The following is a 667-nucleotide window of genomic DNA, read 5'->3' as shown; positions in this document are numbered from 1 at the left end:
AATCGAACCCTCATGTAACGTATGACATAGTTTGCTCGAAGGATAAACTGTGATCATCATCCATTTTGTTCTTTTTTTAGGCTGAGAGCGGAGGGCGTAGAATGCGAACAAAACGACCGTTTATCATCCTCTTGCAATAAGTAACTGACGAAACCCTCTAATTTCAAGTATAGGAAGCCTCAATCATTTCGCAGAAAAATGATTTAGAGCAAATTGCTCATCATTGAGGGGCGTAAGATGAGCGTTCACACATCAGCACCTACAAGACTACCTTTCTCAAATCTTAGTCTATTAGAATCATAATTATGTTGATGAATCAGTTAGTTAAATCCATGGTGAGAACAAGTTATGGAACAGTTAGTTGAACGTTTTCTTAAGTACGTTACCTTTGATACTCAATCTAATCCTTCGAATTCACAGTGCCCAAGTTCACCCGGGCAAATACCCTTTGCCGAAGTACTAAAAGAAGAGCTGATCTCGTTAGGGCTGAGCGATGTTAGCCTAGATAGCAATGGTTACTTGATGGCAAAACTGCCGTCGAATGTCGATTATCCAGTACCTGCGATTGGCTTTGTGGCGCACATGGATACCGCTCCTGATGCATCAGGAGCTAATGTAAAACCTCAAGTTATTCGTGATTACCAAGGTGGTGTCGTTGAGTTGGGAA

1 pseudogene is annotated in these 667 nt (G+C 41.4%); it reads left to right on the top strand.

From position 1 onward, the window contains the following. Positions 1 to 348: 348 nt before the first annotated feature. A pseudogene (locus tag KIV40_RS32705) lies at positions 349 to 667 on the top strand (peptidase T); the annotation flags it as partial.

It is taken from the genome of Vibrio sp. D173a, assembly GCF_030248475.1.
This window is presented reverse-complemented; position numbering and strand designations above follow the sequence as displayed.